This is a genomic window from Nocardioides sp. (assembly GCF_034670285.1).
Taxonomy (GTDB): Bacteria; Actinomycetota; Actinomycetes; order Propionibacteriales; family Nocardioidaceae; genus Nocardioides.
In genome coordinates this window covers 1-5,882 of the sequence record NZ_JAXMNS010000240.1, presented here as the reverse complement: position 1 = coordinate 5,882, position 5,882 = coordinate 1, and the positions used below count along the sequence as shown (strand labels likewise).

The 5,882-nt window shown below is 71.1% G+C and carries 7 protein-coding genes; all 7 read right to left on the bottom strand.

The genetic code is table 11. The features are described 5' to 3' along the window. Positions 1 to 227 precede the first annotated feature (227 nt). Genes VOI19_RS12580 through VOI19_RS12550 form a run of 7 tightly spaced genes read right to left on the bottom strand, consistent with a single transcriptional unit; the run spans position 228 to position 5,764 of the window. Complete coding sequence (locus VOI19_RS12580; protein WP_323793307.1) at positions 228 to 1,388, bottom strand: EscU/YscU/HrcU family type III secretion system export apparatus switch protein; 1,161 nt, start codon at positions 1,386 to 1,388, stop codon at positions 228 to 230. A 3-nt stretch (positions 1,389 to 1,391) separates the two neighbouring features. Beyond that, positions 1,392 to 2,159: a flagellar biosynthetic protein FliR gene (locus VOI19_RS12575; RefSeq protein ID WP_323793306.1), complete on the bottom strand. Its 768-nt coding sequence runs from the start codon at positions 2,157 to 2,159 to the stop codon at positions 1,392 to 1,394. Positions 2,160 to 2,199: 40 nt separating this feature from the next. Then, the gene (gene fliQ, locus VOI19_RS12570; RefSeq protein WP_323793305.1) at positions 2,200 to 2,469 is read right to left on the bottom strand and encodes a flagellar biosynthesis protein FliQ; all 270 of its coding nucleotides are present in this window, start codon (positions 2,467 to 2,469) and stop codon (positions 2,200 to 2,202) included. Positions 2,470 to 2,483: 14 nt separating this feature from the next. Further along, positions 2,484 to 3,413, bottom strand: coding sequence for a flagellar type III secretion system pore protein FliP (fliP, locus tag VOI19_RS12565; RefSeq protein WP_323793304.1), 930 nt, complete (start codon positions 3,411 to 3,413; stop codon positions 2,484 to 2,486). After that, complete coding sequence (locus tag VOI19_RS12560) at positions 3,410 to 3,946, bottom strand: flagellar biosynthetic protein FliO (protein ID WP_323793303.1); 537 nt, start codon at positions 3,944 to 3,946, stop codon at positions 3,410 to 3,412. Before VOI19_RS12560 ends, fliP begins: the two co-directional genes overlap by 4 nt. A gap of 1 nt (position 3,947) precedes the next feature. Continuing rightward, the gene (fliN, locus tag VOI19_RS12555) at positions 3,948 to 4,778 is read right to left on the bottom strand and encodes a flagellar motor switch protein FliN (protein WP_323793302.1); all 831 of its coding nucleotides are present in this window, start codon (positions 4,776 to 4,778) and stop codon (positions 3,948 to 3,950) included. Next, positions 4,775 to 5,764 (bottom strand): flagellar motor switch protein FliM, encoded by a 990-nt coding sequence (locus tag VOI19_RS12550; protein ID WP_323793301.1) that lies wholly within the window; start codon positions 5,762 to 5,764, stop codon positions 4,775 to 4,777. The genes fliN and VOI19_RS12550 overlap by 4 nt, the downstream gene beginning before the upstream one ends. Between the last annotated feature and the right edge of the window lie 118 nt (positions 5,765 to 5,882).

The following is a 5,882-nucleotide window of genomic DNA, read 5'->3' as shown; positions in this document are numbered from 1 at the left end:
GATGAGCAGGTCCAGCACCACAGCCGGCAGCCGGATCACCAGCATGACGACGATCAGCACGATGCCGACGGGCACCCCGAGCTGGGTGAGTCGCTTCAGCGCCATGGAGCGGGCCTTCCGGTGGGTCGACTGCGGGGGTGGCCGTCCGTGGCGCGCGCGACACCGTCCTGGCGTCGGCTGCTCCATCGGCCCGGGCGGCCCCGACCTGAGGGCTCTGGGGCAACCGGTCAGGTCGCAGGCGTGCGCGCGCCGTCCGAGTCCGGCGTACGGCGTCGCCGGCGTCCGATGGCGGGCACCTCGGGGAGGTCCGACTCGGTGCGCGGTGAGCGGTGCGTGCCGCCGTTCACCCCGCGGGTGCGACGGCTGATCACGAAGGCCAGGACGTGCGCGACGGCGGCGAACAGCTCGGCCGGGATCTCCTGGCCGACCTCGGTCGAGCCGTAGAGCGCGCGGGCGAGGGGCACGTCCTGCACCAGCGGCACGTCGTGCTCGGCAGCTGTCTCGCGGATCCTGGCGGCGATGAGGCCGGCGCCGCGAGCGACCACCACCGGGGCGCCACGCTCGGCCTCGTAGCGCAGGGCCACTGCCACGTGGGTCGGGTTGACCAGCACCACGTCGGCGTTCGTGAGGTCGGCCAGCATCCGGTTGCGGGACGCCGCGATCTGGCGCGACCTGATAGCACCCTTGAGCAGCGGGTCGCCCTCCTGCTGCTTGTGCTCCTGCTTGATCTCGTTCTTCGACATCCGGGTCTGCTTGCCGGTACGACGTCGCACGACGACGTAGTCGAGGGCCGCCATCAGCAGCCCCGCCGCACCGACGCTGCGCAGCAGCGACATGGCTCGGTCGCCGGTGAGCGACAGCACCACGCCCATCGGCACCATCCCGCCCAGCAGCGGCATCATCGCCTTGACCGAGGTGTAGACGAGCAGGGCGACCATGGCGCACTTGACGAGCATCTTGACGCCCTCCCAGGCCGCCTGCGGCCCGAAGATGCGCTTGATCCCCTTGATCGGGTTGAGCTTGGCGGCCTTGGGCTTGACCGCCTTCGTGGCGAGGTAGAAGCCGCCCTGCGTCAGGGTGACCGCGGCACTGATCACGAGCATCCCGGAGCTGAGCACGATCAGGACGACGAAGGCGTGCCAGAAGCCGGTGGACAGCAGCTCGAGCGCACGATCGGTGGTGGGGTCGTTGATGGTGTCGAGGGCGGTCGACATCAGCTCGTCGAGGGCTCTGATCTCGTAGCGGAACGCGGCCGGGAAGGCGACGGTCGCCAGCAGGAGAGCGGCCCACGCGCCCAGCTCCTGGGTGCGCGCGACCTGGCCCTCCTTGCGCGACTCCTTGACCTTCTTGGGAGTCGGTTTCTCGGTCTTCTCCTCGCTCGCCGACATGTCTCACCCCCCTCCGGCCAGGGCTGCGGTGGCTTCCATCGCCAGCTCCACCAGCGAGTCGACGACCCCGGGCAGCACCGGGAACGACAGCCCGACCAGGAGCAGCGTGAGGCCGATCTTGGCCGGGAACATCACGTTGATCGCGTTGAGCTGGGGGGCGACCTTGGTCATCAGGGCGAGACCGAGGTCGGCCAGGAACAGCACAGCCACCATCGGGAGCGCGACCTGGACGGCGGTGACGAAGAAGACCCCGAAGGCACGCACGAGCACCTCGTAGGCGCCGGTGATCTCGGGGGACTCGCCGATCGGCAGCAGCTCGAAGGTGCGCAGCAGCCCGCCCACGACGAGCAGGTGCCCGCCGCTGACGAACAGCAGGACGGTGGCGATCATCTGGTGGAACTTGCCCATGACCGTGGTCATGTTCATGCCGAGCGGGTCGTAGCCCTGCGCCAGCGAGAATCCGCCGAAGAGGTCGATGAGGCTGCCGGCCGCAGCGATCGCGGCGAAGAGCAGCGAGGTCACGAAGCCCATCCCGAGACCGATGCCGGCCTGGGTGACGGCGGTGACGATGAAGCCCCAGGTGTCCACCGGCACCGGGCTCTGCGCCATCGCCGGGGCGACCGCGATGGCCAGACCGAGGCTCAGCACCACCTTGGCGCCGATGGGCACCGCCCGCGAGGAGAACGGCGGGACGACGGCCAGCCAGGCGATGAGTCGGACCGACGCCAGCAGCAGGGCGAGCGCGGGCTGGCCGGCGATCATCAGGTCCATGGCAGGTGAGGTCGGTTCGGAGGTCGGGTCGGGGGTCGGGTCAGACCAGCAGCGACGGGATCATCGCGAACAGGTCCTGGGTGAAGGTGACCAGCGTGTGCAGCATCCAGTTGCCGCTGATGAGGAGCGCGACGCCGACGGCGACGAGCTTGGGCACGAACGCGAGCGTGAACTCCTGGATCTGGGTCATCGACTGAAAGAGCGACACCGCGAAGCCGACCGTGAGTGCGCTGAGGAGGATGGGCGCGGACAGCTTGAGCGCGATCATCATGGTCTTCATGGCGATCTCGATGACGTCGGTGTCGGTCATGGTGGTCCGCCCTCCTAGGCGTAGCTGGAGACGAGGGCCGTGATGACCAACGACCAGCCGTCGACGAGCACGAACAGCAACAGCTTGAACGGCAGCGACACCATCACCGGAGGCATCATCATCATGCCGAGTGCCATCAGCGCCCCGCTCACGACGATGTCGATCACGAGGAACGGGATGAAGATGATGAAGCCGATGATGAAGGCCTGCTTGATCTCGCTCAGGACGAAGGCCGGGATCAGCGTGCTCAAGGGAGTGTCGTCGCGGGTGGCGGGCAGCTCGCGGTGGGCGACGTTGGTCAGCAGCTCGAGCTCGTCGTCGCCGGTCTGGGCGAGCATGAAGTCACGCAGGGGCGCGACGCCGACGTCGAACGCCGAGCTCGCGCTGAGCTCGCCGTCCAGGTAGGGCTGGAGCCCGACGTCGTTCATCTGTGTCAGGACCGGCGTCATGATGAACAGGCTGAGGAACAGCGCCAGCCCGGTGAGCACCTGGTTGGGCGGGGTCTGCTGGAGTCCGAGGGCGTTGCGGGTCAGCCCGAGGACGATCAGGATCTTGGTGAAGCTGGTGCAGGTGAGCAGGATCGCCGGCGCGAGCGAGAGCAGCGTGATCGTCAGGATCAGCACGACCGACGAGCTCGGCTGCTCGGCGAGGCCGCCGATGTCGATCACGACGTCGCTCGAGCCCGGGTCGCCCGTCTCCCCGGTGGGGCCGACGGGTCCGATCGGTCCCTGGACGCCGGGCTCCTGCGTCGGACCCTGCGTCGGCCCCTGCGTCGGATCCTGCGTCGGATCCTGGGTCGGCTCCGGAGCCAGCGGCGTGCTGAGCAGGTGGTCGGTCGTCGCGGGAACGGATGCCGTGGCGCTGCTCGCCGCGAGCAGCAGGAACCCCGACATCAGGGCGCCGAGCAGCGCGATCAGCCCGATGATCCGGGACGAGCGGCTCACGAGGCACGGCGCGTCAGCGCCTGCAGGGCCTGGCGCCAGGTGGTGGGGGAGAGCAGCGAGCCGGCGAGTGCGCCGGCCTCGGGGTCCTGGCCCGGCCGACCGGCAGCCACGGCGGGCACGGCGGGCACGGCAGGGGTGGCCGCGCGGTGACGTCCCGCCGGCCGCTCGCTCGCCTGAGCGGCGAGGAGGGTCCGGGCGAAGTCGGTGGGGGTCGCTTCCGGGACGGCGTACAGCCCCTGCGGCTCGGCGGGCTCGGCGGGCTGGGCGGGATGGGAGGCGTCGGCGCCCAGCTCGTGCGGGTCCAGCTCGGCGAGCACGCGCACCTGCTGCTCGGTCGTGCCGAGCACGAGGACCCGGTTGCCGACGGACACGACAGTGACCGTGCTGCTGCGGCTCAACGACTGGCGCTGGAGGATCTTGACGGCCGACTCGTCGCCGGTGCGGTAGCGCTTGCCCGCGACTCGGGCGGTGAGGAGCAGCAGCCCCAGGACGATGCAGAGCGACAGCACCATCCGCACGACCAGTGCGGTCACCTCAGCCCGCCGCGTTCTGGTCGATGATCTCGGTGACCCGGAGCCCGAAGTCCTCGTCGACGACGACGACCTCGCCGCGGGCGATCAGCCTGCCGTTGACCAGGAGGTCCGCCGGTGAGCCGGCAGCCCGGTCGAGGGAGAGGACGGCCCCCGGGGTGAGCGCCAGCAGGTCGCGGACCGGCATCCGGGTGCGGCCGAGCTCGACGGTGACCTCCAGCTCGACTCCGTGCAGCATCTCCAGGCCACGGCGGCCGTCGGAGAGCGAGACCGCCCGCTGGGGCTCGGGGGTTCCCGGCTGTGCCAGGCCGGTGAGGTCCGGGCGCTCCGCGGGAGTGACCGGAGCGGTCCCGTGCGTGCCGTGGCCGGCGGTGGCGGGAGTCGCCTGGGCGAGCGTGGCGTCGGGGATCAGGACTGCTGCCACCAGACCCGCCCCGAGGAGGGGGACGGCGGTGAACGGTCCGCCGAGGTCACCGACGACCAGCTCGAGCGGGAGGCCGCGGGCCACCTGGGCGCCCGCACCGAGCGCCGCGGCGATCGCGTCGAGAGCCGGCTGCACCGCGGCGGCGAGGTCGAGCCCGCCGATCGGGCTGCCGGCCAGGGCGGCCACCAGCTCCTCGCCGACCAGCACCGTGACCTGGCCGGTCACGGCTCCGGTCAGCGTGGCGGTCGCGGCCCCGGCGAAGGCCTGGACGACGTGCGCGGAGCCGGGTTGTGCCTCGCCGACGGTCAGCGGCTCGGCCGAGGGGAGCACGGCGAGGCAGGCCTCGGCGACCCGTCCGGCAACGACCCCCGCGGGAGTGGCAGCAGGGGAGAGCGTGGCGTCGACGGTCATGAGAGCTCCTGATGTGCTGCGGGGTGTGCTGCGGGGCTGGCTGCGGGGGACGAGGTGGAGACGATGAGGGCCGCGAGCCGGTTGCCGTGGGTCCCGGCGGTCGCGTGGCCGAAGACCTGCTCGTCGACGGTGACGTCGAGCGGGGCCGAGGCCGGGTGGGTCAGACGCAGGACGTCGCCGACGACGAGCCCGGCGAGGGCGTCGTGGCCGACGGGAGTGCTGCGGAAGCGCACCTGCACGTCGACGGGCACGTCCTGGAACGACTCGCCGAGGAGCGCCGCCGACGCAGCACGTTGCGCGCGCTCGCGGGTGGAGACCGGGGCCGGGGCGGCGGCCGAGATCAGGTGCGGGTGGAGGCCGCTGAAGGGCAGGCAGACCGTCATCCGGTGGGGACGCTCGTCGATCCGCAGCTCGAGCTCGATCACGATCATCACGTCGGCGACGCCGGCCACCTGGGCGAACTGGGGGCTGTACTCGACGCCGGTCACCGCCGGGTCGAGGGCCACGATCCCGGCCAGCGAGTAGCGCATCTCGCTCAGCAGGCGCTCGACGAGACCACGGATCACCCCGGACTCGATCTCGGTGAGCGGGCGCTGGGGCTGCTGGGCGTCGCCGGGCCCGCCGAGCATGTGGTCGATGCACGACATCACGGCCGAGAGCGGCAGGTCCAGCACACCTCGGCCCGGCATGGGGTCGGTGGTGAAGAGCGTCAGGTAGGTCGACGCCGCCAGCGAGTCGACGTACTCGGCGTAGGTGCGCTGGTCGATCCGGGTGAGGCTCAGCTGACAGACGCTCCGCAGCGCGGAGGTGAAGACGGTCGCGGCCTGACGGGCGAAGCCGTCGAAGCCGACCTCGAGGATCCGCTGGTGCTCTCGCGAGAGCTGGATGGGGCGCCGGAAGTCGTAGGAGACCGGTTCGGCACCCGGGTCGCGGCGGCGCGACCGACCGGCCGGGGACCCGGTGAGGGGTTCGGCTGGGGTCGGCATCGTGAGACTCACAGGGGCCGTATCGGCCCCTGCGCGGGTCACCTGAGGAAAGCGACGCGAATTACCTCGCGCGGGTCGGGGTCACTGGGTGACGAACTCGGTGAAGTAGATGTCCATG

Coding starts and splice junctions, on each gene's coding strand:
- VOI19_RS12580 (WP_323793307.1), bottom strand. CDS start 1,388: ATGTCGGCGAGCGAGGAGAAGACCGAGAAACCGACTCCCAAGAAGGTC.
- VOI19_RS12575 (WP_323793306.1), bottom strand. CDS start 2,159: ATGGACCTGATGATCGCCGGCCAGCCCGCGCTCGCCCTGCTGCTGGCG.
- fliQ (WP_323793305.1), bottom strand. CDS start 2,469: ATGACCGACACCGACGTCATCGAGATCGCCATGAAGACCATGATGATC.
- fliN (WP_323793302.1), bottom strand. CDS start 4,778: ATGACCGTCGACGCCACGCTCTCCCCTGCTGCCACTCCCGCGGGGGTC.
- VOI19_RS12550 (WP_323793301.1), bottom strand. CDS start 5,764: ATGCCGACCCCAGCCGAACCCCTCACCGGGTCCCCGGCCGGTCGGTCG.